This is a genomic window from Pseudomonas sp. CH61, from assembly GCF_059429415.1.
On sequence record NZ_CM182098.1, the window covers coordinates 4,200,123 to 4,222,724 of the forward strand.

Here is a 22,602-nt window from a genome sequence, read left to right on the forward strand (position 1 = left end):
CGGGGCTTGGTGTTTAGGCGGCGGACTTGGCCTTGATCTTCTTCAGCTCTTCATCCCGCAGCTCGCGACGCAGAATCTTGCCGACGTTGGTGGTCGGCAGCGCATCGCGGAATTCCACCGAGCGCGGCACCTTATAACCAGTGACGTTGGCGCGCATGTGCTCCATCACCGTTTCCTTGGTCAGGGTCACGCCTGGTTTGGCAACGATGAAAATCTTGATCGCCTCACCCGACTTCTCGTCCGGCACGCCGATGGCCGCGCACTGCAACACGCCCGGCAGGGTCGCCAGCACGTCTTCCAGTTCGTTCGGATAGACGTTGAAACCGGAGACCAGGATCATGTCTTTCTTGCGGTCGACAATGCGCATGTAGCCGTCCGGCTGGATCAGCGCGATGTCACCGGTCTTCAGCCAGCCTTCGCTGTCGAGCATTTCATCGGTGGCTTCCTGACGCTGCCAGTAGCCCTTCATCACTTGCGGGCCCTTGACGCACAGCTCGCCGATTTCACCCAGCGGCTGCTCGACGCCGGCATCGTCGATGACTTTGCACAGGGTCGATGGCACCGGAATACCGATGGTGCCGATCTGGATGTTCTGGATCGGGTTGACCGTGGCCACCGGGCTGGTTTCGGTCATGCCGTAACCTTCGCAGATGGCGCAACCGGTGACCGCTTTCCAGCGCTCGGCAGCGGCCAGTTGCAGGGCCATGCCGCCGGACAAGGTGACTTTCAGCGCGGAGAAATCCAGCTTGCGGAAACCTTCGTTGTTGCACAGCGCCACGAACAGCGTGTTGAGGCCGACGAAACCGCTGAACTTCCACTTCGACAGTTCCTTGACCATCGCCGGCAGGTCGCGCGGGTTGCTGATCAGGATGTTGTGGTTGCCGATCAGCATCATCGCCATGCAATGAAAGGTGAACGCGTAGATGTGGTACAGCGGCAGCGGCGTGATCAGGATCTCGCAACCTTCATTGAGGTTGGAACCCATCAGCGCTTTGCACTGCAGCATGTTGGCGACGAGATTGCGATGGGTCAGCATCGCGCCTTTGGCCACGCCAGTGGTGCCGCCGGTGTATTGCAGCACGGCAACGTCGCCGCTGTCCGGATTGGCTTCGGCCACCGGTTGGCCCTGGCCCTTGCTCAACACGTCGTTGAACTTGACGGCTTTCGGCAGATGATAGGCCGGCACCATCTTCTTCACGTACTTGATGACGCTGTTGATCAGCAGACGCTTGATCGGCGGCAGCAGGTCGGCGACCTCGGTGACGATGACGTGTTTGACGCCGGTTTTCGGCACCACGGTTTCGGCCAGGTGCGCCATGTTCGCAAGACAAACAAGGGCTTTGGCGCCGGAGTCGTTGAATTGGTGTTCCATTTCCCGCGCGGTGTACAGCGGGTTGGTGTTGACCACGATCAGCCCGGCGCGAATCGCACCGAAGACGGCCACCGGGTACTGCAGAACGTTGGGCAGTTGCACGGCGATTCGATCGCCGGGCTGCAAATCGGTATGCTGTTGCAGATACGCGGCAAACGCACCGGACAATTCGTACAATTCACCGTAGGTGATTGTCTTGCCCAGGTTGCTGAAAGCCGGTTTGTTGGCGAAGCGTTGGCAGGATTGCTTCAACACTGCCTGAATGTTCGGATACTCGTCCGGATTGATGTCGGCAGCAATTCCAGCCGGGTATTTATCCTTCCAAAAGTCTTCGATCATGGAAGCCCACTCCTCAGCAACGCGAATTCTTCACCGCATTTGATGCGATTATTATTGGTGTGTGTTTGGTATTGGTGAATCTGGCTTTTATATAGGCCGAGAAGTCACAAAGCGCGCCGAGAGTAGCAGCTTTGCCAAGGGTCGACTAGAGCCAAAAGCGGCCCCTACAGTCATTATCATGACTCAAGACTATCTAGCAGTCATTTTAGAGCAAAAATCCTAGACCACCTTGAAAGCCCCGGTTTTCGGGGACATCGGCCAAAAAAATTCGCGAGCAGGCTCGTTCCCACAAGGATCACATCTTTCCCTGTGGGAGCGAGCCTGCTCGCGAATGCGCGCAGCGCAGCCGTTGATTTTTACGCGATATCGCGCAACTCGCGCCGCAGAATTTTCCCGACAGGCGTCATCGGCAATGACTCACGCAATACGATGTGTTTCGGCACCTTATACGCAGTGAAATTCTCTTTGCAGTAGGCCTTGAGCTCTTCGAGGCTGACCCCGGTTTCCCGCGCCACCACAAACAGCTTCACCGCCTCGCCCGAACGCTCGTCCGGCACACCGATCACTGCGCAGTTGGCGACTTTCGGATGGGCCATCACCACGTCTTCGATTTCGTTGGGGTACACGTTGAAACCGGAGACGATGATCATGTCCTTCTTGCGATCGACGATGCGCACGAAACCGTCCGGATCGATCACCGCGATATCACCGGACTTGAACCAGCCCTCGGCATCCAGCACTTCGGCCGTGGCCTCAGGCTTGTGCCAATAGCCCTTCATGATCTGCGGGCCTTTGATGCACAACTCGCCGCGCTCGCCCATTGGCTGTTCGACACCGTCATCGTTGATGACTTTGAGCAGCGTGCCCGGTACCGGCAAACCGACGGTACCCAGACGCGATTGATCGCCGTACGGGTTGGTGCAGGCCACCGGCGAGGTTTCGGTGAGGCCGTAACCTTCGGTGATGCGGCACCCGGTTATCTGCTCCCAACGCTCGGCGGTGGCCTTGACCAGCGCGGTGCCGCCGGAGTTGGTGAGCTTCAGGCTGGAGAAATCGAGGGTCTTGAAATCCGCGTGTTCCATCAGCGCCACGAACAAAGTGTTCAAGCCCAGCAACGCCGAGAAGCGCCAGTTCTTCAGCTCCTTGATGAAGCCGGCAATGTCGCGCGGGTTGGTGATCAGCACGTTGTGGTTGCCGGAAACCATCATGCACATGCAGTTCGCGGTAAAGGCATAGATGTGATACAGCGGCAGCGGCGCGATCATCACCTCCTGGCCTTCGCGCAGCAGTGGCTGACCGTCCGGGCCGAGTTGGGCGAGACAGGCGCGCACTTGCTGCATGTTCGCCACCAGATTGCCGTGGGTCAGCATCGCGCCTTTCGCCAGCCCGGTGGTGCCGCCGGTGTATTGCAGCACAGCGATGTCGTCGAGGCTGACCTTCAGCGGCTTGATCCCCAGGCCGCGGCCCATGCGCAGTGCGCTCTTGAAGGAGATCGCCTGCGGCAGCGAATACGCCGGGACCATCTTCTTCACTTTGCTGACCACGGTATTGACCAGCCAGCCCTTGGCGCTGGGCATCAGGTCGCCCATCTTCGCTTCGATCAGGTATTGAATGTCGGTGTCGGGCAGCACTTCCTGGACTTTCTGGCCGAACATGTTCAGGTACACCAGTGCTCGTGCGCCGGAATCCTTGAACTGATGGCGCATCTCCCGCGCGGTATACAGCGGGTTGGTGTTGACCACGATGAGCCCGGCACGCAGTGCACCGAACACGGCAATCGGGTAATGCAGGACGTTGGGCATCTGTACCGCAATGCGATCCCCCGGCACCAGATCGGTATGCGCTTGCAGGTAACCGGCGAAGGCAGCGCTCTGGCGCTCGAGCTCGGCGTAGGTCAGGGTGATGCCCATGTTGCTGAACGCCGGGCGATCGGCGAACTTCTTGCAGGAACGCTCGAACACCTCGATCACCGACTTGAACTCACCCATGTCGATGTCCAGCGGTACGCCGGCCGGGCGTTTATCGTTCCAGAAATCAGGTTGCATTGTTCTTGTCCTCTTTACCTGAGCCGATCCGGGGCCGCTTTCTGTCATTTCTGAAAAAGCGGAGGTTCACGGACACTAGCAGCTATGGCCATTGAGGCAAATATGGACAAAGCCGTCATTGATCGTGTGAATCTTCCTGCCGTGGCGTGGGCTGATCAGACGCGCTATACAATGATCCGACTCTGAGCAAAGGAATCGCCATGATCCACGACACCCTATGGCTGGACGCGAGTGACCGCAGCCGCCTGTTCGTCAATCAATGGCTGCCTACGGCGCCGTTGAAAGCGGTGATCCTTCTGGCCCACGGCATGGCTGAACATAGTGGTCGCTACGCGCGACTGGCCGACACGTTTTGCGACAAAGGTTATGGCGTGTACGCCCCGGATTTGCGCGGACATGGCAAAACCGCCAATCACGGAACCCTCGGCCACTTCGCCGATGACGACGGCTGGTGCAAAGTGCTCGGCGATCTGGCCAGCCTCAATCAGCACCTCGGCCAGCAGCACCCCGGTGTTCCGATCATCCTGTTGGGGCACAGCATGGGCAGCTACTTAGCCCAAGGTTATTTGCTGCACCACAGCGCCAGCCTGCACGGGGCGATTCTGAGTGGTTCCAACTTTCAGCCTGTTGCGCTGTATCGCGCTGCGCGGCAAATCGCCCGTCTGGAAAAACTGCGTCAGGGTGGCAAGGGCCGCAGTGCGCTGATCGAATGGCTGTCGTTCGGCTCGTTCAACAACAAATTCAAACCGGTGCGCACACCGTTCGACTGGTTGAGCCGCGACCCGGCCGAGGTCGACCTGTACGCCAACGACCCGCTGTGTGGCTTTCGCTGCACCAATCAACTGTGGATCGACCTGCTCGGCGGCTTGCAGCAGATCAGCAAAGCGTCCAATCTCGCGCAGATCGACCCGGGCCTGCCGCTGCTGGTAATCGGCGGCGAATGTGATCCGGTGAGTGAAGGCAAGCGTCTGACAGATCTGGCCAATGCCTTGCGCACGGCCGGCAGCCAGCACCTGCAACTGCAGATCTACCCGCAGGCGCGGCACGAATTGTTCAACGAAACCAACCGCGACGAAGTGATCGCGGATGTGCTGGCCTGGATCGATCAGGCCCTGAGCCATCCACGCCCGCATCGCAGCGAATAATTTTTTGTGGATTCATTTAATCCATCAGAGGAATCAAGCCCGATGACCCAGGTTACCAACATCCCTTACGAAGCCCTCGAAGTCGGCCAGACCGCCAGCTACAGCAAGACCGTCGAAGAGCGCGACATTCAACTGTTTGCCGCGATGTCGGGCGACCACAACCCGGTGCACCTGGACGCCGAGTTCGCCGCCGCAAGCATGTTCAAAGAGCGTATCGCTCACGGCATGTTCAGCGGTGCGTTGATCAGTGCCGCAGTGGCGTGCGAGTTGCCTGGGCCGGGCACTATTTATATCGGCCAGCAGATGAGCTTTCAGAAGCCGGTGAAGATTGGCGACACGCTGACCGTGCGTCTGGAAATCCTCGAGAAACTGCCGAAGTTTCGTGTGCGCATTGCCACTCGTGTGTTCAACCAGCGTGATGAGTTGGTGGTGGATGGTGAGGCGGAGATTCTGGCACCGCGCAAGCAGCAGACGGTGACGTTGCCGACGCTGCCGGCGATCAGCATTGGCTGATTGATTTTTGGTGTGTCAGTGAGAGCTTTTCCCCCTCACCCCAGCCCTCTCCCCCAAGGGGGCGAGGGGGAAGGGAGCCGATCTCCGTGGTTTTCAGATCTTGAGTTCGACTGGATATTTCAGGTCGGCGTACCTCGAAAGAACACCCCGATCAATCCCCTCTCCCCCAGCCCTCTCCCTCTGGGGCGAGGGGGAAAGGGAGCCGATCTTGATGCTTTTCAGAACCTGAGTTCACCTCAGATCGCTCAAGTCGGTGTATCTCCAACATCCACCTCGGTCAGTCCCCTCTCCCTCTGGGAGAGGGCTAGGGTGAGGGGCCCTTGCTTTGGCTTTCCCCCAGACATAAAAAAACGCCAGACTAGCTGGCGTTTTTTGTACCCGGCGAACGCTTACGAACGAGCGCGAGCCTGGTTACGCAGCGCTTTCACCTGGTCGTGATTACGTTGCACGCCGTGATACTGGCGTTCAACCAGGTCACGAATACCCACCAGATTGTGCTTGTTGATCTTCTCGATGGCTTCACGATAAGCCTTCAGCGCATGGTCTTCACCACGCTCGGCTTCGTTCAGCACGGCCTCTTCGTCTTTGCCGGTGAACATGGCTTTGACGTCGACCCAGCGACGGTGCAGGTCACCGCTGACGCTGGTGGAGGTTTCCGGATCGCCGCCCAGCTTGCGAACTTCGGCTTGCAGTTCAGCGGCAGCAGTGGCGCAATCAGCGGAGCGAGTGACAAACAGGGTTTTCAGCTCTGGATGTTTGATGTCTTCAGCGCAAGTCTTGAACCCTTCCTGACCGTCCTTGCTGGTTTCAATCAGGTCATTGAGTACAGAGATGGCTTCTTTATTCATGTCGGTCATTTTTCAATTCCTTGCGATTGGTTGAAGATGCAAGGGATATTGCAGCGTGCGTGCCAGCTTTTTTATTTCTAATAAACTGTTGTAAATCAACAACTTAAAGATAAGTGAACTATCTGTATCACGGTTATTTGCATGATCTGTCATTTGGCCTGCATGCAGAATGCCTGTATTTTCCTGATTGTTTTGAAGCCAGACGAAAACCCTGATGAATCCCGAAAAACTCGAACTGCTGATCACCCGCGAAATGCCTTTCGGCAAATACAAGGGGCGGATCATTGCCGACCTGCCGGGGCCATACCTGAACTGGTTTGCCCGCGAAGGTTTTCCGCACGGCGAACTCGGTGGCTTGCTCGCGCTGATGCAGGAGATCGACCATAACGGCCTCTCGGACCTGCTCGAACCGCTGCGCGCCAAACACGGCAAACCTGCCCCGCGCCACTGAAGCACCCTCCTCTCTCAGAGTCAGCCGACCATGCCCGATAACACCCGCCGCGCCCGTGACGAAGCCTTTTGGCAAACGTTCGCCGACCGTTACGACGTTCAACCCGGCCCCGTGAACCTGGAAAACGGTTACTTCGGGCGCATGTCGCGCACGGTGATCGAGGAGTACCAGCGCAATATCGAGCTGATCAATACGAGTAATTCGGTGTATGTGCGCCAGCGTTTCGAGCAGCACGACAACCTCGATATCCGCGCGCAACTGGCCGAGCTGATTGGCGTACGCGCACAGAGCGTCGCGTTCACCCGCAACGCCACCGAAGGCTTGCAGTCGCTGATCCGCAACTACAACCGCTTGCAACCGGGCGATCAGGTGCTGATCAGTGATCTGGAATACGATACGGTCAAAGGCGCCATGCGCTGGCTGGCCAGACATCGCGGTGCCGAGGTGATCGAGATTGCCCACGCACACCCGGCGAGCTACGACAGCCTGCTAGAGACTTACCGCGAGGCCTTCGTCGGTCATCCGAAGATCAAGCTGATGGCCCTGACTCACGTCACTCACCGCACCGGTCTGGTCATGCCCGTGCAAGCCATCGCCAGGCTCGCCAAGGAACATGGCGTCGATGTCATCCTCGACGGCGCCCATGCGCTCGGCCAGATTGAGTTCGATCTTGAAGCACTGGGCATCGCTTTCGCTGGTTACAACCTGCACAAATGGATCGGCGCGCCGCTCACCCTCGGTTTCCTCTATATCGCGCCGCAACGCTTGGCCGATATCGATCCGGACATGGGCGAAATGCATTACCCGGTGAATGACATCCGTGCGCGCACCTCGTACAGCACGCCCAACATTCCGGCGCTGATGACCTTGCCGCTGGTGTTCGAGGAGCACCGTTCCCTCGGCGGTGCGCCGGCCAAAGGCGCTCGCGTCAATTATCTGCGCAATCTGTGGGTCAGCGCGGTGCGGCACTTGCCGGGCATCGAGGTAATGACGCCTGATGATCCTCGGCTGTATTGCGGCATCACATCGCTGCGATTCACCCGGCACGATGATCAACAGGCGATGGCCGAGCGTCTGCTCAACGATTACAACCTGTTCACCGTGGTGCGCAACGGCGCCGCCAGCGGGCCGAGCATCCGCATTACACCGGGCCTGACCACCACCGCTGGCGACATGCAGTTGCTGGTCCGCGCGCTGAACGAGCTGCGCTAAAACACTGTGATCAGGTATTTGTCGTAGCCCGCCACGCCGATCTGCGATGACAGTGCAAAGGTGTCGACGCCGATCGTCAGGTTGCCGAAGTAGCCGTCCTCCGGGCCAGCGTCCGTGATCGGGCGCAATCCCAGCCGAACGGCATCGTTATCAACGGCTGTGCAATTGCAGGCACAGGGCAAATGCAGGCGCCCCGCCCAGGCCTCCTGGTACAGCTGCGGCTGTTGATCGTCATTGGCGATGGCGACGCTCAGAGCGATGCACGAAAAGGCAGTTTGCCGATCCGGGTAAAGGCTGGTGAAACGAACGATGCCTTTACTGTCGGTCGACTGACTGCCGCACAGTGTGTCGGTACCAATGTGCTGCTCGATGCGAACCACGGCGCCACTGACCGGCTCGCCGGTCATTGCATCGACCAGGGTCAGCCGCAATACAAGGGGCAAACCTTCGATGCCCGCGCTGATGTTGCGCACCTTGCCCATACTGTTGTGCCAATCGAAACTGCCAACCACGGGCAACTGCCGCGGGCGCAGAGCGTTGATTGATAAAGCGACAGATTGATGGTCGTCCATGAGGCGTTCTCTCTTCCGTAAGATGAACGCAGATTAGCGCCACGCAAACGCGGCTGTGCGGTAACTATGTATCGCGTGATGTCCTGACACTTTCTTCAAGGCAAAAAAAACGGTGCACCGACCAAGCGCACCGTAAAGCCGTAGAACACACAACGAAGTGTCTGGTAACAATCAGTCCAGCAGCGCCAACGCCTCGGCGGTGCATTCCTGAATACGGGCCCAGTCGCCGTTCTTGATCCACTCCGGATCAAGCATCCAGCTACCGCCCACGCACATGACGTTTTTCAGCGCCATGTAGCTCTTGATGTTGGCCGGGCCGACGCCGCCAGTCGGGCAGAATTTCACTTCGCCGAACGGGCCGCCGAGTGCCTTGATTGCCGCTACGCCACCGCTGACTTCAGCCGGGAACAGCTTGAAGCGGCGATAACCCAGACCGTAGCCTTCCATGATGCCGGAGGCGTTGCTGATGCCCGGCAACAGTGGAATCGGGCTATCGACGCTGGCTTCGAGCAAATCACGGGTGATGCCCGGGGTGACGATGAATTGCGAGCCAGCGGCTTCGGCGGCCGCGAGCATGTTGCGATCGAGCACGGTGCCAGCACCGGTCATCAGTTCCGGACGCTGGTCGCGCAGGATCTGAATAGCCTTGAGGCCGAACTGCGAACGCAGGGTCACTTCCAGCGCGGTCAGGCCACCGGCAGCCAGGGCGTCGGCCAATGGCAGCACGTCCTGTTCGCGAGCGATGGTGATCACCGGCAGGATCCGCGCCTTGGCGCAGAGGCTGTCGATCAGGGCAACTTTGTCCGCCATGGAAACGGTCGGGGATGGGGTTGTCATAGCGGCTGTTCCTTGGCTCATGGGCACCAGTAAATCTCTAACGTAGGTTGCAGAAACGCGCGCACCGGCATGGCGGCGACGTCGTCGGATGCCAGTGCGGCATTCAGGGTGGTCAGTTTCGATTGACCGGAAATCGACAGAATCTTGTGCTTGGCCGAGGCCAGCAGCGCACGGCTCATGGTCAGGCGCTGACGCGGCACGCTCGGCGCCAGCATCGGCCAGCAACGGCGTGTGCCAGCGGTTTGCAGCGCTTCGGCAAGGTTCGGGCTGTCGGGGAACAGCGACGCGGTGTGACCGTCATCGCCCATGCCCAACACCAGCACATCAATCGGCGGCAACTCGGCGAGCAGACGATCAGCCTGTTCCGCAGCCTGCTCGACGTTGGCCGCCGCGCTATAAAGGCTGAGGAACTGCGCCTTGGCCGCCGGGCCTTTGAGCAAGTATTGCTTGAGCAAACCGGCATTGCTGTCAGCGTGTTCAACCGGTACCCAACGCTCGTCGGCGAGGGTCACGACGACCTTCGACCAGTCCAGTTCCTGCTTGGCCAGGTGCTGGAAAAACGCCACCGGGCTACGACCGCCCGACACCACCAGCACCGCGTTGCCGCGTGCCGCAATGGCCTCGCTCAATTGCTTGGCAACGTTCAGCGCCAGACCTTCGGCCAACAGCACTGGGCTGTTGAATTCGTGAGCATTCACGCCCGCAGGCAGTTGCACATCAGATATCGCCATACCACGACCTCCCGTCCCGCGTGATCAATGCAATGGAGCTCATCGGCCCCCACGACCCGGCCGCATACGGCTTGGGCGCGTCACCGGATTTTTTCCACCCGGCGATCAACTGGTCACACCATTTCCACGCGGCTTCGATTTCATCTTTACGGACAAACAGGTTCTGATTGCCGTTCATCACTTCCAGCAACAACCGCTCGTAGGCATCGGGGATCCGCGCGCTACGCCAGGTGTCGGAGAAATTCAGTTGCAGCGGGCCGCTGCGCAGTTGCATGCCTTTGTCCAGGCCTTGCTCTTTGGTCATCACGCGCAAGGAAATGCCTTCGTCCGGTTGCAGGCGAATGATCAGTTTGTTGCTGATCTGCAAGCGCTGCTCAGGGGCGAAGATATAGTGCGACGGTTCCTTGAAGTGGATGACGATCTGCGACAGTTTCTGCGGCATGCGCTTGCCGGTACGCAGGTAGAACGGCACGCCGGCCCAGCGCCAATTGCGGATATCGGCACGCAAAGCGACGAAGGTTTCAGTGTCGCTCTGGGTGTTGGAATTCGGTTCTTCGAGGTAACCCGGTACGGATTTGCCTTCGCTGTGGCCGGCGATGTACTGGCCGCGCACCACCTGAGTGGTGAGGCCTTCCGGGCTGATTGGCGCCAGTGCCTTGAGCACTTTTACTTTCTCGTCACGGATGCTGTCGGCGGACAGGTCGGCCGGCGGGTCCATGGCGATCAGGCAGAGCAACTGCAACAGGTGATTCTGGATCATGTCGCGCAGCTGGCCGGCCTTGTCGAAGTAGCCCCAGCGGCCTTCGATGCCGACCTTCTCGGCCACGGTGATTTCCACGTGGGAGATGTAATTCTGGTTCCACTGGGTTTCGAACAGGCTGTTGGCGAAACGCAGGGCGATCAGGTTCTGAACGGTTTCTTTGCCCAGGTAGTGGTCGATGCGGTAGGTGCGGTTCTCCGGGAAGAACTGCGCCACGGCGTCGTTAACCTTGCGCGACGATTCGAGGTCGGAGCCGATCGGCTTTTCCAGCACCACACGGGTGTTTTCTGCCAGACCGACTTTCGCCAGGTTCTCGCAGATCGCGCCGTACACCGCGGCCGGTGTGGCGAAGTAGGCAATCATGCGTTGCGTGCTGCCGGCCAGTTCGGCCAGCGCCACATAATCTTCGGATTTAAGGAAGTCGACGTGCAGGTAGGTCAGGCGTGCGAGAAAACGCTCGGCGACGGCTTCGTCCAGCTCTTTGCCTACATAGCGGCGCAGTTCGGCGGCGATGAACGCCATGTGCTGCTGCTGGGAACCTTCTTCACGGGCCAACGCGATGATGCGCGTGTCCTCGTGCAGCAGGTCGGCGCCATCGAGGTGATAAAGGGCAGGAAACAGCTTGCGCAGGGCCAGATCGCCAAGCGCGCCGAACAAGGCAAAGGTGCACGGTTCAACCGTAATCGAAGGCATGATGTTTGTTCTTTTATCAAGTTAAGCTACAAATACCTTTTTTCAAGGCATCACTCAAGGGAAAATGTAGTAATAACCACAACATTTTCGCAAAATACAGATTCCGAGTGGTGGTCAGTCGGAGCCATCAGTAGGATAGGCCACCGTTACGGGCCATATCAAAGGCCCAATTTGCATAGCCCGGCGCACCTTTGCGCAGGTGAATTAGGAATTCCATATGGACCGCGTGCGAAATTTACTGGAACAGATCCAGAGTCGCCTTGAAGACCTGAACAAGGCCGAACGCAAAGTCGCCGAGGTGATCCTGCTCAACCCGCAGCAGGCCACCCGCTTCAGCATCGCCGCCCTCGCCCAGGCCGCCTCGGTGAGCGAACCGACGGTCAACCGCTTCTGCCGTTCGTTCGGTGTCAGCGGCTACCCCGAGCTCAAGCTGCAACTGGCGCAGAGCCTGGCCAGTGGCGCGGCGTATGTCAGCCGCGCGGTCGAGGCCGATGACAATCCCGAGGCGTACACGCAGAAGATTTTCGGCAGCGCCATCGCGTCGCTGGACAGTGCCTGTCAGGCGCTGGACCCGAACCTGATCAGCCGCGCCGTCGACCTGTTGATTCAGGCGCGGCAGATTCACTTCTTCGGCCTCGGGGCTTCGGCGCCAGTGGCTTTGGATGCACAGCACAAGTTCTTCCGTTTCAACCTCGCGGTCACTGCGCATGCCGATGTGCTGATGCAGCGGATGATTGCCTCGGTGGCGCACACCGGTGAGTTGTTCGTGATCATTTCCTACACCGGGCGTACGCGTGAACTGGTGGAAGTGGCGCGCATTGCTCGCGAGAACGGCGCTTCGGTGTTGGGTTTGACGGCGGAAAATTCGCCGCTGGCCAAAGCGAGTACCTTGAGCCTGAACATTCCGTTGCCGGAAGACACCGACATTTATATGCCGATGACTTCGCGGATCATTCAGTTGACGGTGCTGGATGTGTTGGCGACCGGGATGACCTTGCGTCGCGGGGTGGATTTCCAGCCGCATCTGCGCAAGATCAAAGAGAGCTTGAATGCGAGCCGGTATCCGGTGGGTGACGAGTTCAACTGAAGATCAAAAGCCCCTCACCCCAGCCCTCTCCCGGAGGGAGAGGGGGCCGACCGAGGTGCTCTCAGGAGTTACATCGACCTGAACGTTCAAACCGACCTCAGGTTTGGCCAAGCCAAGATCACCGTTGTAGTCGCAAGTCGGTGGATATAGCCAATCCAACTCGGTAAGTCCCCTCTCCCTCCGGGCGGTCCGACGTTTCGGGAGGGCTAGGGTGAGGGTCGCGGTGTGCTTGACACACTCAAGCCGCCGCCCACGCCTGCAAACTCAAATGCGCCTTCTCCCCCGGCGCCAGATGCAGACTGTCCGTTCCGCCCGCCGCCGCTTCCACACAGACAAACTCGGAAATCTCATCCCACGTCACGCCCAACAACGGCCGCGCCCCCGGATGCCAGACCACCGTGTCCGCGCTGTCACCGGTATCAATGCACAACTCGCGTTGCCAGGCGTGATCTTTCAGCTGCAATTCGCCGTCATGCTGGAACACTCGCTGACAGCCACCATCAACGCGCAATTCACCTTCCTGCTGACAAACCTGGCGATTCAACTGGTCATAACCCTGCGCACCTTCGAGCCCAGACAGCGCTATCTCACCGACATCGCCAATACGCCAGTAAGCATGCAAAGCCTGGCTCAACTGGCACGGCATGTCGTCCTGATGCTCGGTGCTCAGACGCAGTTCCATGCGTTCGCCCAGATGCGCATGCAGGTCAACCTGCCAGTCGCACAGCTGCAACTGCCAGTGCAGGCGCACGCCATCTTCGGCGCTGCTGCTGTCGAGCAACTTCCAGTCGAGCAAACGCGCCCAACCATGCGATGGCCAGGCGTTTTCGCTCGGATGACGGCCATACCACGGCCAGCACACCGGCACGCCACCGCGAATGGCACCTACGTGCGGCCACTTCGCCGCACACCACAACCACGGCTTTTGCCCACGCGGCTGAAAGTGCAGCAACTGCGCGCCCTGACGACTGAACACCGCCTGACACAGCGGGTGATCGATCACCAACACGTCGCGCATCTGATAGCGCTCCCAGGCGAACACCGGTTGTTCACGCAGGGATTTGAAAAAGCGTTGTAGCGGATGCTCATGCATTTGCCACGGTTCCGAATTCACTGTAACGGGCTGCGCGAACCCTCAAAAAAAAGCGGACAGCCTGGGCTGTCCGCAAATATGCGCACATAGAGAGGAGCTTATCGCAGACGCGTTAGAACGTAGACTGAATTTTCAGGCCAGCGACCAAAGCGTTATCGACTTCATCCACACCACCCGGGTGAGTGATGTACTGCAGGTTAGGGCGTACGGTCAGCCAGTTGGTGACGTGGAAGCCGTAGTTGATCTCGTAGTTGTATTCGGTTTCACGAATCGGCGAGAACACCGGATTGTCGTAATCCGAAACACCGTTGGAGGCGTTCAGCAGCTCGGCGTTTTTCTTCACGTCGTCGTTGACGTGGATACGCGCCGCACCGATACCGACATCATCCTTCGGACGCGCGTCGAATGGGCCTTTGTAGACAAACATCACCGACTGGTAGTTGTCGATGAAGTTGGTGTCTTTGTCGTGGAACGTGGCGTTGGCGGCGATGTTCAGACCGCGGGTCGCATCACCGTTGTGGCTGGTGAGTTGCTGTTGCGCCACAAACCAGTAGCCGCTTTTGCTGCTGTGGGTCTTGTAGGCATCGCCAGTAGTAGCAGCGTCGAAACCGTTGACGTCTTCGCGAACGTCGTCGGCATCCGCCGTGCTTTTGTAGTAACCGACGCGGTATTCGCCCGGCAGGCTGTTGACCTTCGGCGACCAGACCAACTCGACCGGCAACACAGTACCTTTGGTACCGCTGCCGCTGAGTTTGAAGCCGTTGCCGTGTTCCAGCTGCGACGGGTTCTGGTTGTACGCACCGATCTGCGCGTAGAGCTCGTCGTTGATGTTGTACTTCACGCGGATCGCGGCCTGGCTGACGGGCCAGTTGTACCAGATGTTGGTTGCCCAGTTACCCACTTGCGAACCGCAGAACGCGAGGTTCTGGAAGTCGCACGGGAAGGTGTTGAAGTCTTCGCCTTCACCGAAGTAACCGGCCTTGACGTCGAGTTTGTTGTCGAAGAACTGGTGCTGAATCCACAACTGGGTCAGACGCACCATGTGGCCACGACCATAAACTTCTTGCGAGGAGCTGAGGGTGCCGGCACGCGGATCGCCAACGCGGTCGTTGGAGATGTTGTAGCCGTTACGGTTGGTCAGCTGGATCTTCGCCTGGGTGTTATCCCAGCCCCACAGCTTTTGCAGATCGAGTGCCACGCCCAGACCGAACTGGTCAGCGTAACGCGCGGTCTTGTCGTCGTTGTAGCCACCGTTCAGGTTGCCACCGACTTCCCCAACGTAGTCAGCCTTGATGTCGATACCCTGCTCGATCAGCTTGGTACGCTCGCCACCCCAGTCGCCGGTCATCCACTTCGAATCGGAACTGAAGGCATCCGCCGCCATGGCGTTACCGGCCAGGACCAAGGCCGCCGCAGCCGACACTTGGCAGATCAACCGGGCATTGACGTGTTTCTTTTTCATCCCTACATCCTCGTCTTTATTGTTATTAACTGTTTTTATCTAACGCGGTTTACATAAATTGCGATGCTCGACAGGCCGGGCACCGCTTGCTCCTTTGTAGGAGTGAGCCTGCTCGCGATAGCGGTGTGTCAGGTAACAACTACATCAACTGACAGGACGCAATCGCGAGCAGGCTCACTCCTACACTGTTCCTCAGCGGCCTTTGAATTGCGCCACGTTCGCAGACCGCGCATCGGTCTGTGGTTGCCCGGCAGTGCCGAGGCGTTCGCCAGTCTTGGCATCGAACAACAACACTTTCGACGGATCGAACTGCAGCGTCAGGTTCTCGCCCACCTGCGGTGCCACGTCCGGCGCCAGACGGCAGCAGACTTTGGTTTCATTCAGGTTGACGAACACCAGGGTGTCCGGACCGGTCGGCTCGGTCACCTGAACTTCGGCACGAATGCTCGGCAGACCATTGCCCTCGCCGTTCGCCAAAACAATCTGCTCCGGGCGCAGGCCGAGGATCACTTCGCGATCTTCGAGACCAGCGTCCTGCATGCTCATCGGCAGTTCGCAACGCGCCTGACCACTGTCGAGCAGCGCCAGCAGACGACCGTCCTTGCGTTGCAGACGCAGCGGAATGAAGTTCATCGGCGGCGAACCGATGAAGCTCGCCACGAACAGGTTGGCCGGGTCGTTGTAGATCTCTTTTGGCGTACCGAACTGCTGAATGATGCCGTCCTTCATCACCGCCACCTTGTCGCCCAGGGTCATCGCTTCGATCTGGTCGTGGGTCACGTAGACCGTGGTGGTTTTCAGGCGCTGGTGCATCAGTTTCATTTCGGTGCGCATCTCGACGCGCAGCTTGGCATCGAGGTTGGACAGCGGTTCGTCGAACAGATAAATCTTCGGCCGACGCGCCAGGGCACGGCCCATCGCCACACGCTGTTGCTGTCCACCGGAGAGCTGACCCGGTTTGCGATTGAGCAAGTGTTCGATCTGCAGCAGCTTGGCCACGCGCGCGACTTCTTCGTCGATCGCCGCCTGCGGCATCTTGCGAATCTTCAGGCCGAATTCGATGTTCTCGCGCACGCTCATGGTCGGGTACAGCGCGTAGGACTGGAACACCATGGCGATGTCGCGATCCTTCGGGCTCATCCCGCTGACGTCCTGATCACCGATCATGATCGCGCCGCCGGTGATGGTTTCCAGACCGGCGATGCAGTTCATCAGGGTCGACTTGCCGCAGCCCGACGGGCCGACGAGGATCAGGAATTCTCCTTCCTTGATCGACAGTTCGATGTTCTTCAGGGTGTCCGGCAGGCCGGCACCATAGGTCTTGTTGACGTTGCGAAGTTCGAGCGTTGCCATGATTACCCCTTGACTGCGCCGGCCGTCAGCCCGCGCACGAAATACTTGCCTGCGACCACATAGACCAGCAGGGTCGGCAGGCCGGCGATCATCGCCGCTGCCATATCAACGTTGTATTCCTTGGCGCCGGTGCTGGTGTTGACCAGGTTGTTCAGCGCCACGGTGATCGGTTGCGAATCACCGCTGGAGAACACCACACCGAACAGGAAGTCGTTCCAGATCTGGGTGAACTGCCAGATCAGGCAAACCATGATGATCGGCGTCGACATCGGCAGAATGATGCGGCGGAAAATCGTGAAGAAACCTGCGCCGTCGAGGCGTGCAGCTTTCACCAGCGCATCCGGAATGCTCACGTAGTAGTTACGGAAGAACAGCGTGGTGAACGCCAGACCGTAAACCACATGGATAAACACCAGACCGGTAGTGGTGCTCGCCAGGCCCATCTTGCCGAGGGTGAACGAGGCCGGCAGCAGCACGGTCTGGAACGGCAGGAAGCAGCCGAACAACAGCAGACCGAAGAACAACTGCGAACCGCGGAAACGCCAGAACGACAGCACATAACCGTTCAACGCACCGATGGCGGTGGAGATGATGACGGCTGGCACAGTGATCTTGATCGAGTTCCAGAAGTAGCCGTCAACCGTGGCCCAGGCCTTGACCCAACCGATACCGCTGACCACGGTCGGCCAGCTCAGCAGGTTGCCGGTGCTGATGTCTTCCGGGGTCTTGAAGCTGGTCAGCAACATCACCACCAGCGGCACCAGATAAAGCAGTACGGCGAGGATCAGCACCGCGTAGATCGCGATGCGACTCAGGCTGATAGCAGGTTTGGCAGCGAGACTAGTCATTGCGCTTGGTCCTCAGCTCGGAATACAGGTAAGGCACGATGATCGCGAGGATCGCACCGAGCATCAGAATCGCACTGGCCGAGCCCATGCCCATCTGGCCGCGACTGAAGGTGAAGGAATACATGAACATTGCGGGCAGGTCGGAGGAATAACCCGGGCCACCAGCAGTCATCGCGGCGACCAGGTCGAAGCTCTTGATCGCGATGTGCGCCAGAATCATCACTGCACTGAAGAACACCGGACGCAGGCTTGGCAGCACCACTTTCCAATAGATCGTCGGCATGCTCGCGCCATCGATCTGCGCGGCACGGATGATCGATTGATCAACACCACGCAGGCCGGCGAGGAACATCGCCATGATGAAGCCCGAGGCTTGCCACACAGCGGCGATCACCAAGCAATAGACCACGCGATCCGGGTCGATCAGCCAGTCGAGACGGAAGCCTTCCCAGCCCCAGTCACGCAACAATTTGTCCAGGCCCATGCCCGGGTTGAGCAGCCATTTCCATGCGGTACCGGTGACGATCATCGAGAGCGCCATCGGGTACAGGTAAATGGTGCGGATAAAGCCTTCGCGACGGATGCGCTGGTCGAGGAACACCGCCAGCAACACGCCGATCACCAGAGTGATACCGATGAACATGCCGCCGAAAACCGCGAGGTTTTTGCTCGCGACCCACCAGCGATCGTTGTCGAACAACCGCGCGTATTGCGCCAGACCGGCCCACTTGTAGTTGGGCAGGAACGTCGAGGTGGTGAACGACAGCACGAACGTCCACAGGATGTAGCCATAGAAGCCCACCAGCACGATGAACATGCTCGGCGCCAGCACCAGTTTGGGCAGCCAGCGTTGCAATGCATCGAACGGCGAGGCCTTGCTGAACACAGCAACAGAACTCATGGGGAAATCCAGTACAGGGAATAAAAACTACAGTGAGATCCCTTGTGGGAGCGAGCCTGCTCGCGAATGCGGTGTGTCAGTCGACGGATGGAGCAACTGACACAACGCCTTCGCGAGCAGGCTCGCTCCCACAGGAGAAGCCTGTCCTACCGACGCTTATTTGGACGACTTGATCGCTGCGCCAAGTTTCTTGGCGGTGTCGGCCGGGTCAGCTTTCGGGTCGTTGATGTAGTTGGTCACGACATCAAAGAACGCGCCTTGCACCGCCAGCGTGGTCGCCATGTTGTGCGCCATGCTTGGCTGCAGGCCGCCGGACTTGGCGTCTGCCAGGAAGTCCTTGGCAGCGGTCTGTGCGCAGGAATCGAAACCGAGTTTCTCCATGTCGTTCAACATGTCGTTGCGAACCGGGATCGAGCCTTTGTTGATGCTGAAGACTTTCTGGAAGTTTTCACCCAGCACGACTTTGGCGATGTCCTGCTGACCGGCCGCAGTGCCTGCGTCCTTCTGCTTGAACACGGCCAGCGAGTCGATGTTGTAGGTGAACGCCTTGTCGGTGCCCGGGAAGGCGACGCACTCGTAGTCCTTGCCAGCGACTTTCTTGGCAGCGGTCCATTCGGACTTGGCCCAGTCACCCATGATCTGCATGCCGGCCTTGCCGTTGATGACTTTGGCCGCTTCCAGGTTCCAGTCCTGACCTTTGCCGTCGACGTCCATGTAGGTCGCGACTTTCTTCAGCTCGGTCAGCGCCTTGACCATTTCCGGGCCGGTCAGCGCGGCGTTGTCCAGGTCAACCAGGGCTTTCTTGTAACCATCGACACCCATGACCGAAAGCACTACGGCTTCGAACACAGTGCTGTCCTGCCAAGGCTGACCGCCGTGAGCCAACGGGATGAAACCCGCAGCCTTGAGCTTGTCGCCAGCGGCGTAGAATTCTTCGAGGGTGGTCGGGTTCTTGGTGATCCCGGCTTTCTTGAACACTTCCGGGTTGATCCACAGCCAGTTCACACGGTGAATGTTCACCGGCACGGCCACGTAATCACCGTCGTACTTCACGGTATCGGAGACTTTCTTGTCGAGCAGGCTGTCCCACTTTTCCGACTTGGCGACGTCTTTCAACACGTCGGTGTCGAGCAGGCCGGTCGACGCCCATTCCTGGATGTCCGGGCCTTTGATCTGAGCGACGCCAGGCGGGTTGCCGGCGACTGCACGGCTTTTCAGCACGGTCATGGCCGTTGCACCGCCACCACCGGCGACAGCGCCGTCTTTCCAGGTGAAACCGTCTTTTTCGACTTGCGCCTTGAGCACATCAACAGCGGCTTTTTCGCCACCGGACGTCCACCAGTGCACGACTTCGACCGAACCTTTGGATTCGGCAGCGGAAACACTGAGAGGCAGAATTGCGAGCGGGAACAGGGAGGCGACAGAAATGACAGTAGCGAGGCGAGAAATCGCATTCATCTGAGATGTACCTTTCTTGTTGTTATGCATGCAAGTCTGGTGCTTGCGCTGCACAGGAGTTTAAACAGGACGTTTCCCTTCGCAGGTAACGAAGGGACGCGCGAATGTCACCACATGGTTACACAGGACTGCTCTGGGATAACTGTGCCAGCGCAGTCGCCATACTGGGTGACAAGGGTAGACGAGGGATCAGCACGGCTTGCCAGGCATGATACAGATCGGGTTTGCCCGGCCAGATATCGGCGCTGGGAATGTTTTGCGGGTTGAGTTCGTGGTGCCAACTGCCGTCGCAACGGTCGATGAAATTCATCTCGCAGAATTCCCAGAACAGTCGGTACCAGGTTTCGTATTGCGCATCGCCTGTGCGCTTTAGCAACGCGCTCGCAGCAGCGCTGGCTTCAGCGTGTGTCCAGTGCAGGCGATGGCGGACGACAGCCTTGTTGCTCCAGTCGAGGGTGTAGACGATGCCCGGCAGACCATCGACGTTCCAACCGTTACGGCAATTGTTCTCGAAGAGTTTCTGCGCATCGGTCGCGAGCCAACCGGGGGTGAGCATGCCGGCCTGAACCCGCGCCGCTTCGAGGTGCAGCAACAGCCGCGCCCACTCGAAACCGTGGCCCGGCGTGGTGCCATAAGGGCGGAAACCGTCGGCAGGATTATCGTGGTTGTATTCACGCAGCGGTTGCCAGTCGCGGTCGAAATGTTCGATGACCATGTAACCGTTGGCGGCAGCATGTCCGTGGATCACCCGCTCGACGATGCGTTGCGCACGCACCAGCCAGCGCGGATCTTCGGTGACATCAGCCAGCGCGAGGAACGCCTCGGTCGCGTGCATGTTGCTGTTGGCGCCGCGATAGGCTTCTTCTTCGCTCCAGTCGCGGTTGAAGAACTCGCGCATGGCGCCCTCTTCTTCGCTCCAGAAATACGTGTCGATGATATCGATGGCGTCATCCAGCAACGCCTGCGCACCGGGGCGTTGCGCGACCACCGCAGAACTCGCCGCGAGCGCGACAAAGGCATGCAGGTAAGCGTTCTTGCCGGTGTTGTCATCGCGGTGTTCGGCGACCGCGAACCAGCCGCCGTGCAACGCATCACGCAACGGCCCGCGCAGGGCGGCGATGCCGTGATCGACCAGATCGGCAAAACCCGGCAGGCCCTGAATATGGGCCATGGCGAAGCTGTGGGTCATGCGCGCGGTGTTCATGGTTTCAGCTTGCGCGTTCGCTGGCAGACGGCCGCGTTCGTCGAGGTTGCCGAAGCCTTGTGGGAGTTTTGCTGCCTTGGCGAAATCCAGCAGACGCAGGCCTTCGGCGGCGAGCCATTGCTGGTGGGCAGGGGCGTTCAGCCAACTGCTGAAGCCGGGTTGGAAGAGATCCATGGGTGGCCTTTTTTGTTGTTATGACTGCGGGGAGTCTAAACAACGGGCCGGGGTGGGCTTGTAACGAAGGGGGCGGGGTTTGTCACTGATCCGTGACAAAAGAGCCACCCTCACCCCAGCCCTCTCCCGGAGGGAGAGGGGGCCGACCGCGGGGTATTGAAGAGTTACGCCGACCTGAAAGTTTTTCAGCGAATCCATAATCGACACGGTGTTTCAGGTCGATGTATGACGCAAGACAATGCAGTGGTCTAATTTCCCCAGACACCCCGATAGGTGGAAAATACATCTATCGAGGAGTTATTCATGACTAAAAAACGCAGGGCATTCGACGACAGCTTCAAGCTGCAAGTCGTGAAGATGATCAAGGATCAGGGACTGACCGTTGTGCAGGTTTGCCAAGATCTGAACATTGGTGAGACAGCCGTTCGACGCTGGGTGCAGCAATACGAGGCAGAGCAACTGGGGCAGGCCGGAATCGGCAAGCCATTGACGGCGGAACAGCAGCGCATCCGGCAATTGGAACAAGAAAATCGGCAGCTCAAGATGGATAACGACATCTTAAAAAAGGCTACCGCCTTCTTTGCCCGCGAGCTGAAGTAAGGTATCGACTGGTTCGGCAGCTGCAACAGAAGGCTTACTCAGTGGCACATGTCTGTCGGTTGCTGAGCATTAGTCGTTCAGGCTTCTATGAGTTTCAGAAGCGTGCCGATGCGCCTGTTCGGCAGAGTTGTCCTGTTCTTGTGCAACTCAAGGCGTCTTTCGCCGAGAGTGGAGGCTGCTACGGCAGCCGCCCTTTGCGCGACGCTTTGCGCGGTAAAGGCATGCTTGTCGGGCTGTATAAAATCCGTCGATTGATGCGGGCTAACGGACTGCGTTCAGCCTGGAAGCGCAAGTTTGTACACACAACCGATAGTAATCATGACCTGCCGATTGCAGAGAATGTACTGAACAGAAAATTTGATCCAGTAGCGCCAAACAAGGCCTGGGTAGCCGACATCACCTATATCCGCACCCGCAGTGGCTGGTTGTATCTGGCCGTAGTATTGGACTTGTTCTCGCGCAAGATAGTGGGCTGGTCGATGGCTCCGAACATGCCGGCAGAGCTGGTGTGCACCGCGATGCAACTGGCTATCGCGCAGCGTCAACCGCCACCAGGCTTGATTGCCCACTCAGATCGGGGCAGTCAATACGCAAGTGCAACTTACAGAGAGTTACTGGCAAGAAACGACATGCAGCAGAGCATGAGCCGTAAAGGTAATTGCTGGGACAATGCGGTGATGGAACGCTTCTTCCTGAGTTTGAAAATGGAGCGGGTATGGCGACGTGACTACGCCAACCATGCTGAAGCGATCCGCGACATCACCGAGTACATCGTTGGGTTTTATAACAACGAACGGCTGCACTCGAAACTGGGATATCTGCCACCGACCGTCTATGAGCGGGCGATGGCGTCAGAACCACCTATCGAGGTGTCCGGAATTAGTTGACCACTGCACAACTCGGT

At 58.8% G+C, this 22,602-nt stretch carries 20 protein-coding genes; 6 read left to right on the forward strand and 14 right to left on the reverse strand.

Annotated features, from left to right (window positions below; genetic code table 11):
• Positions 1-13: 13 nt before the first annotated feature.
• Both fadD1 and fadD2 read right to left on the reverse strand, forming a co-directional pair.
• Positions 14-1,711, reverse strand: a complete 1,698-nt coding sequence (fadD1, locus tag AC5SEM_RS18855; RefSeq protein WP_095048180.1) for a long-chain-fatty-acid--CoA ligase FadD1 — start codon at positions 1,709-1,711, stop codon at positions 14-16.
• 356 nt (positions 1,712-2,067) lie between these two features.
• Entirely contained in the window at positions 2,068-3,756 is a 1,689-nt protein-coding gene (gene fadD2 / locus AC5SEM_RS18860) for a long-chain-fatty-acid--CoA ligase FadD2 (protein ID WP_495471019.1), read from the reverse strand.
• Between the two features lie 200 nt (positions 3,757-3,956).
• On the opposite strand from fadD2, the gene AC5SEM_RS18865 reads away from it, so the two are divergent.
• Both AC5SEM_RS18865 and AC5SEM_RS18870 read left to right on the forward strand, forming a co-directional pair.
• The gene (locus tag AC5SEM_RS18865) at positions 3,957-4,901 is read left to right on the forward strand and encodes an alpha/beta hydrolase (protein WP_495471020.1); all 945 of its coding nucleotides are present in this window, start codon (positions 3,957-3,959) and stop codon (positions 4,899-4,901) included.
• A 42-nt stretch (positions 4,902-4,943) separates the two neighbouring features.
• Positions 4,944-5,414 carry a MaoC family dehydratase gene (locus AC5SEM_RS18870; protein ID WP_003227420.1) on the forward strand — a complete coding sequence of 157 codons (471 nt, stop codon included), beginning with the start codon at positions 4,944-4,946 and terminating at the stop codon, positions 5,412-5,414.
• A 389-nt stretch (positions 5,415-5,803) separates the two neighbouring features.
• Here AC5SEM_RS18870 and AC5SEM_RS18875 read toward each other — a convergent pair whose 3' ends face one another.
• Positions 5,804-6,271, reverse strand: coding sequence for a ferritin-like domain-containing protein (locus AC5SEM_RS18875; protein WP_034153383.1), 468 nt, complete (start codon positions 6,269-6,271; stop codon positions 5,804-5,806).
• Between the two features lie 205 nt (positions 6,272-6,476).
• Here AC5SEM_RS18875 and AC5SEM_RS18880 point away from each other — a divergent pair, with 205 nt between their 5' ends.
• Together AC5SEM_RS18880 and AC5SEM_RS18885 are read left to right on the forward strand one after the other, a co-directional pair.
• The gene (locus AC5SEM_RS18880) at positions 6,477-6,713 is read left to right on the forward strand and encodes a DUF3820 family protein (RefSeq protein ID WP_003227425.1); all 237 of its coding nucleotides are present in this window, start codon (positions 6,477-6,479) and stop codon (positions 6,711-6,713) included.
• 30 nt (positions 6,714-6,743) lie between these two features.
• Positions 6,744-7,925 carry an aminotransferase class V-fold PLP-dependent enzyme gene (locus tag AC5SEM_RS18885; RefSeq protein ID WP_495471021.1) on the forward strand — a complete coding sequence of 394 codons (1,182 nt, stop codon included), beginning with the start codon at positions 6,744-6,746 and terminating at the stop codon, positions 7,923-7,925.
• Here the strand turns inward: AC5SEM_RS18885 and AC5SEM_RS18890 are convergent.
• The 4 genes from AC5SEM_RS18890 to zwf all read right to left on the reverse strand — a co-directional run bounded on the left by AC5SEM_RS18890 (position 7,922) and on the right by zwf (position 11,518).
• On the reverse strand, positions 7,922-8,497 hold the full coding sequence (locus tag AC5SEM_RS18890) for a hypothetical protein (RefSeq protein WP_495471022.1): 576 nt from the start codon (positions 8,495-8,497) through the stop codon (positions 7,922-7,924). The genes AC5SEM_RS18885 and AC5SEM_RS18890 overlap by 4 nt on opposite strands.
• A 171-nt stretch (positions 8,498-8,668) precedes the next feature.
• Positions 8,669-9,334: a bifunctional 4-hydroxy-2-oxoglutarate aldolase/2-dehydro-3-deoxy-phosphogluconate aldolase gene (locus AC5SEM_RS18895; protein ID WP_008082815.1), complete on the reverse strand. Its 666-nt coding sequence runs from the start codon at positions 9,332-9,334 to the stop codon at positions 8,669-8,671.
• Positions 9,335-9,351: 17 nt separating this feature from the next.
• A complete protein-coding gene (gene pgl / locus AC5SEM_RS18900) occupies positions 9,352-10,065 on the reverse strand; it encodes a 6-phosphogluconolactonase (protein WP_495471023.1) in 714 nt (237 codons plus the stop codon).
• Positions 10,052-11,518, reverse strand: coding sequence for a glucose-6-phosphate dehydrogenase (zwf, locus tag AC5SEM_RS18905; RefSeq protein WP_077574250.1), 1,467 nt, complete (start codon positions 11,516-11,518; stop codon positions 10,052-10,054). The genes pgl and zwf overlap by 14 nt, the downstream gene beginning before the upstream one ends.
• A 226-nt stretch (positions 11,519-11,744) precedes the next feature.
• Here zwf and AC5SEM_RS18910 point away from each other — a divergent pair, with 226 nt between their 5' ends.
• Complete coding sequence (locus AC5SEM_RS18910) at positions 11,745-12,605, forward strand: MurR/RpiR family transcriptional regulator (protein ID WP_171057240.1); 861 nt, start codon at positions 11,745-11,747, stop codon at positions 12,603-12,605.
• A 238-nt stretch (positions 12,606-12,843) separates the two neighbouring features.
• Here AC5SEM_RS18910 and AC5SEM_RS18915 read toward each other — a convergent pair whose 3' ends face one another.
• The 7 genes from AC5SEM_RS18915 to AC5SEM_RS18945 all read right to left on the reverse strand — a co-directional run bounded on the left by AC5SEM_RS18915 (position 12,844) and on the right by AC5SEM_RS18945 (position 21,098).
• Positions 12,844-13,698, reverse strand: coding sequence for a D-hexose-6-phosphate mutarotase (locus AC5SEM_RS18915; RefSeq protein ID WP_007917868.1), 855 nt, complete (start codon positions 13,696-13,698; stop codon positions 12,844-12,846).
• A 112-nt stretch (positions 13,699-13,810) separates the two neighbouring features.
• Positions 13,811-15,160 (reverse strand): carbohydrate porin, encoded by a 1,350-nt coding sequence (locus AC5SEM_RS18920; RefSeq protein ID WP_095126181.1) that lies wholly within the window; start codon positions 15,158-15,160, stop codon positions 13,811-13,813.
• A 192-nt stretch (positions 15,161-15,352) separates the two neighbouring features.
• A complete protein-coding gene (locus AC5SEM_RS18925) occupies positions 15,353-16,513 on the reverse strand; it encodes an ABC transporter ATP-binding protein (protein ID WP_212621224.1) in 1,161 nt (386 codons plus the stop codon).
• 2 nt (positions 16,514-16,515) lie between these two features.
• Entirely contained in the window at positions 16,516-17,361 is an 846-nt protein-coding gene (locus AC5SEM_RS18930; protein WP_007917872.1) for a carbohydrate ABC transporter permease, read from the reverse strand.
• The gene (locus AC5SEM_RS18935) at positions 17,354-18,262 is read right to left on the reverse strand and encodes a carbohydrate ABC transporter permease (RefSeq protein ID WP_007917874.1); all 909 of its coding nucleotides are present in this window, start codon (positions 18,260-18,262) and stop codon (positions 17,354-17,356) included. The genes AC5SEM_RS18930 and AC5SEM_RS18935 overlap by 8 nt, the downstream gene beginning before the upstream one ends.
• Positions 18,263-18,418: 156 nt before the next feature.
• Positions 18,419-19,720, reverse strand: coding sequence for an ABC transporter substrate-binding protein (locus AC5SEM_RS18940; RefSeq protein ID WP_495471024.1), 1,302 nt, complete (start codon positions 19,718-19,720; stop codon positions 18,419-18,421).
• A gap of 118 nt (positions 19,721-19,838) precedes the next feature.
• Positions 19,839-21,098 carry a D-mannose isomerase gene (locus AC5SEM_RS18945; protein ID WP_495471025.1) on the reverse strand — a complete coding sequence of 420 codons (1,260 nt, stop codon included), beginning with the start codon at positions 21,096-21,098 and terminating at the stop codon, positions 19,839-19,841.
• A gap of 303 nt (positions 21,099-21,401) precedes the next feature.
• Here AC5SEM_RS18945 and AC5SEM_RS18950 point away from each other — a divergent pair.
• A protein-coding gene (locus AC5SEM_RS18950; protein WP_495471026.1) for an IS3 family transposase occupies positions 21,402-22,585 on the forward strand; the annotation gives its coding sequence in 2 pieces (ribosomal slippage) (positions 21,402-21,666 and positions 21,666-22,585; 1,185 coding nt in all).
• Positions 22,586-22,602: the final 17 nt, after the last annotated feature.

What these genes read in the sequence shown, in the direction of transcription:
- fadD2 (WP_495471019.1), bottom strand. Translation starts at nt 3,756, where the DNA reads ATGCAACCTGATTTCTGGAACGATAAACGCCCGGCCGGCGTACCGCTG.
- AC5SEM_RS18915 (WP_007917868.1), bottom strand. Translation starts at nt 13,698, where the DNA reads ATGCATGAGCATCCGCTACAACGCTTTTTCAAATCCCTGCGTGAACAA.
- AC5SEM_RS18945 (WP_495471025.1), bottom strand. Translation starts at nt 21,098, where the DNA reads ATGGATCTCTTCCAACCCGGCTTCAGCAGTTGGCTGAACGCCCCTGCC.
- fadD1 (WP_095048180.1), bottom strand. Translation starts at nt 1,711, where the DNA reads ATGATCGAAGACTTTTGGAAGGATAAATACCCGGCTGGAATTGCTGCC.
- pgl (WP_495471023.1), bottom strand. Translation starts at nt 10,065, where the DNA reads ATGGCGATATCTGATGTGCAACTGCCTGCGGGCGTGAATGCTCACGAA.
- AC5SEM_RS18940 (WP_495471024.1), bottom strand. Translation starts at nt 19,720, where the DNA reads ATGAATGCGATTTCTCGCCTCGCTACTGTCATTTCTGTCGCCTCCCTG.
- AC5SEM_RS18920 (WP_095126181.1), bottom strand. Translation starts at nt 15,160, where the DNA reads ATGAAAAAGAAACACGTCAATGCCCGGTTGATCTGCCAAGTGTCGGCT.
- AC5SEM_RS18930 (WP_007917872.1), bottom strand. Translation starts at nt 17,361, where the DNA reads ATGACTAGTCTCGCTGCCAAACCTGCTATCAGCCTGAGTCGCATCGCG.
- AC5SEM_RS18880 (WP_003227425.1), top strand. Translation starts at nt 6,477, where the DNA reads ATGAATCCCGAAAAACTCGAACTGCTGATCACCCGCGAAATGCCTTTC.
- AC5SEM_RS18865 (WP_495471020.1), top strand. Translation starts at nt 3,957, where the DNA reads ATGATCCACGACACCCTATGGCTGGACGCGAGTGACCGCAGCCGCCTG.
- AC5SEM_RS18890 (WP_495471022.1), bottom strand. Translation starts at nt 8,497, where the DNA reads ATGGACGACCATCAATCTGTCGCTTTATCAATCAACGCTCTGCGCCCG.
- AC5SEM_RS18870 (WP_003227420.1), top strand. Translation starts at nt 4,944, where the DNA reads ATGACCCAGGTTACCAACATCCCTTACGAAGCCCTCGAAGTCGGCCAG.
- zwf (WP_077574250.1), bottom strand. Translation starts at nt 11,518, where the DNA reads ATGCCTTCGATTACGGTTGAACCGTGCACCTTTGCCTTGTTCGGCGCG.
- AC5SEM_RS18935 (WP_007917874.1), bottom strand. Translation starts at nt 18,262, where the DNA reads ATGAGTTCTGTTGCTGTGTTCAGCAAGGCCTCGCCGTTCGATGCATTG.
- AC5SEM_RS18925 (WP_212621224.1), bottom strand. Translation starts at nt 16,513, where the DNA reads ATGGCAACGCTCGAACTTCGCAACGTCAACAAGACCTATGGTGCCGGC.
- AC5SEM_RS18875 (WP_034153383.1), bottom strand. Translation starts at nt 6,271, where the DNA reads ATGACCGACATGAATAAAGAAGCCATCTCTGTACTCAATGACCTGATT.
- AC5SEM_RS18885 (WP_495471021.1), top strand. Translation starts at nt 6,744, where the DNA reads ATGCCCGATAACACCCGCCGCGCCCGTGACGAAGCCTTTTGGCAAACG.
- AC5SEM_RS18895 (WP_008082815.1), bottom strand. Translation starts at nt 9,334, where the DNA reads ATGACAACCCCATCCCCGACCGTTTCCATGGCGGACAAAGTTGCCCTG.